Raw genomic sequence first — 3,004 nt, forward strand, 5'->3', positions numbered from 1 at the left:
TACGACGTCGACCCCGGCCTCCGGCTCGGGGGCGGAGCGCACCAGCGAGCGCAGCCAGCCGCGCAGCTCCTCGAAGTCGAGCCGCTCGGTGGCGTCCTGGCGCAGCAGCGACTCGACCACGGGGCGCAGCGGCCCGCACTCCTCGGCGAAGGCCGGCGGCTCGGCGCACACCATCTGCACCAGCTCGGGCGTGGACTCCTCCGGGTACGGGGCGTGGCCCTGCACGGCGCGGAACAGCAGCGCGCCGAGCGCCCACAGGTCGGTGGCGGGGCCGACGGGCGCCGCCAACTGCCAGCTGTCCTGCACGGGGTGCGCCTGCTCGGGCGCCCAGCGCTCGGTGACCGGGCCGACGACCGTCATGCGTACCTGCCGGGCCCGCTCGGCGGCGACGGCGCCCTGCGCGGTGCGCTGCTTCTTCGCGGGCTGCCCAGCGGCCTCGACGCCCACGGCACCGGCCGCCGCGGCCGCGGCGTCCTGGTCGCCGTCCGGTGCGGGCTGCCCGGGCTCGGTGCGCGGTATCAGCTCGTTCCACCGGGCCGGCTGCACGGGCACCTGGCCGCGCGGCGTCGCCCCGTGCCAGTCGGTGCCGGGGACCCGGACCCCGTACGGGTCGTCGTGGCGTCCGGCGGCCGCGGCGGCGCGGGCCCCCGCCCGGTAGGCGGCGATCGCTCCGGCGCGCGCGGCCCGGTAGTCCGGCGGTGCGGGGGCGGCGGGAGCGGGACCGCCGGGCCCGGGCTCGGCCCGCTGCTCCCCCGCGGGCTGCTCGTCCGCCTCCTCGTCGGGATCCTCGGGCACCGGGTCGTACCCGCACAGGGCCTCCTCGGCGGCCCCCGCGGCGAGCCCGGTGAGGACGACGCGGCCGTCCTGGCAGACCATGACGGTGCGCACCGTGATGTTCCGGTGGACCCAGCCGTGGGCGTGCAGGGCCCGCAGTGCGGTGAGCACGTCGGAGGCGATCTCGGCGGCCCGGTACGGGGTCAGCGGCCCCTCGTCGAGGAGCGCCGACAGGGGGCGGGCGGCGACGGCCTCGCTGACGATCCACAGCGAGCCGCCCTCGGCGAACACGTCGAAGACCTGGTCGAGCCGGGGATGGTCGGGGATCCGCGCCGCGGCCTGGGCGGCCTCGACGGCCCGCGCCACGGACGGCTCGGCGGACGAACGCACGGCCGCCCCGGGCCGGAAGCCCTCGGGCAGTCCGTCCGCGTCGAGAACCTCGGCCTCCACGACCTCGGGCAGCGGCACCTGGCGGACCAGGACCTCCTGCCCGCTGTAGGTGTCGAAGGCCCGGACGGCGGCGCCGCCCGCGAAGACCGCCGCGTCGGCGAAGCCGTCCGCGAAGCCGTCGTCGAAGGCGTGCAGCGGCAGGCGGTACCGGTCGGCGAGCACTCGCCCCGCGTACTCCTCCACAACACCCCCTGCCCCGCCCGGTGGTCGTCCGGACGCCACTTCTGTTCGCACACGGTCCGCAAGCACTCACGATACGTGCAGAACGGGTCGCGGGCTCAGGACTTGGGCTTGAAGGTCTTCGTGAAGGTCCGCCAGGTCGACTTGCGCAGCGCACTGTCCCAGTCGGCGTCCTTCGCCGTGTACATCAGCGCGTAGCCCTGCGAGCCGTCGACCACGAAACCGCGGTCTATCGTGCGGTACTTGGTGCCGCCGTCGACGTAGGTGAACTCCCAGTCGGCCGTGTTCCAGCCGCGGTACTCGACCGCTCCTATCCTTATCCGGTCGTACTGGGAACGGCGCATGTAGTTCTCCTGGTTGCGCCAGTCGCTGACCGGGTCGGACTTGGGCGTGCTGGTCCAGCCGACCAGCAGCTTCTGGCCCTTGGGGCCGTCGAAGCGGGCGCCGGCCGCGCTCGTCGAGTCGTACGTCCAGCCCTTGGGCAGCCCGATCGAGAAGCCCTGCGGATGCCGGTAGGTCGTCTCGGCGGTGGAGCCGCCGGAACCGTCGGTGTCGCTGCCGGGCGAGGCCCCCTGGCCCGCGCCGTCGGCGTCACCGCCGGCGCCCTCGTCCGAACCGCCGGACCCGGGCTTGTCGCTGGCGCCGGACGAGGCGTCGCCGGAACCCTGGGCGTGGTCGTCGGTGCCCTTGCCCTGGTCCTTGTCCTTCCCGCCGTTCTTGGCGTCGTCCCCGGCGCCGCCCCCGGACGCCCCCGCGGACGCGGCGGTGCCGCCGCCCGAACCGCCCTTCCCGTCGCCGTCGCCCAGCGAGAGGGCCAGCACGGTGCCGAGGACGAGGACGGCCGCGACGACCGCGGCGATGACCAGCGTGCGGCGCGGCACGACATCGGTGAGCGAGGCCTTCGCCGGGGACCTCGGCGGCGTGGCCGGTGACGCGGACCCGGCGGCGACGGCCGCGCTCTCCTTGGTCCGGGAGGACGCGGCGGCCTTGCGGACCGACTTCAGTGCCCCGCGCAGCCGTTCGGCCGCCTCCTCGCCGCGCGCGGCGACCCCTGCGGCGGCGGTGGCGGCCGCGGACGGGCCGGTCCGGGCCGGACGCTTCGTGAGCGACGGCGCCTCCGGCGGCACGGGCGGCAGCGGGACCACCTTCGTCGCGTCGGCCGGCTCGGGCTCGGGCACCGCCGCGGGCTCCGGGGCGTGCAGCACGTCCTGGAGCAGGGCGCGGGCGCCCGCGTCGTCGAGCCGCTGGTCGGGGTCCTTCGCGAGCAGCCCGTAGATGACCGGCTCGAGCGGTCCCGCGTTCTGCGGCGGGTCGACCGGCTCGGTCATCACGGCGGTCAGCGTGGCGATCGCCGACCCCTTGTCGTACGGGGGGATGCCCTCGACGGACGCGTAGAGCAGACCGCCCAGCGACCACAGGTCGGCGGCGGGGCCCGGCTTGTGGCCGCGGGCGCGCTCCGGCGAGATGTAGGAGGGCGCGCCGACGAGCATGCCGGTGGATGTGATCGACGGGTCGCCCTCGACCTGGGCGATGCCGAAGTCGGTGAGGACGACGCGGCCGTCCTCCGCGATCAGCACGTTCGACGGCTTCACGTCGCGGT

The 3,004-nt window shown here is 76.0% G+C and carries 2 protein-coding genes; both read right to left on the reverse strand.

All coding sequences use genetic code 11. From position 1 onward, the window contains the following. On the reverse strand, positions 1-1,407 hold a 1,407-nt coding region (locus GTW43_RS30710), incomplete at its 3' end, for a protein kinase (protein WP_161305259.1). A gap of 95 nt (positions 1,408-1,502) precedes the next feature. After that, positions 1,503-3,004: serine/threonine-protein kinase (locus GTW43_RS30715; RefSeq protein ID WP_161305260.1), on the reverse strand; the 1,502-nt coding region annotated here is incomplete at its 5' end.

This window comes from Streptomyces sp. SID5785 (assembly GCF_009870065.1).
In the GTDB taxonomy this organism is placed as follows: Bacteria; Actinomycetota; Actinomycetes; order Streptomycetales; family Streptomycetaceae; genus Streptomyces.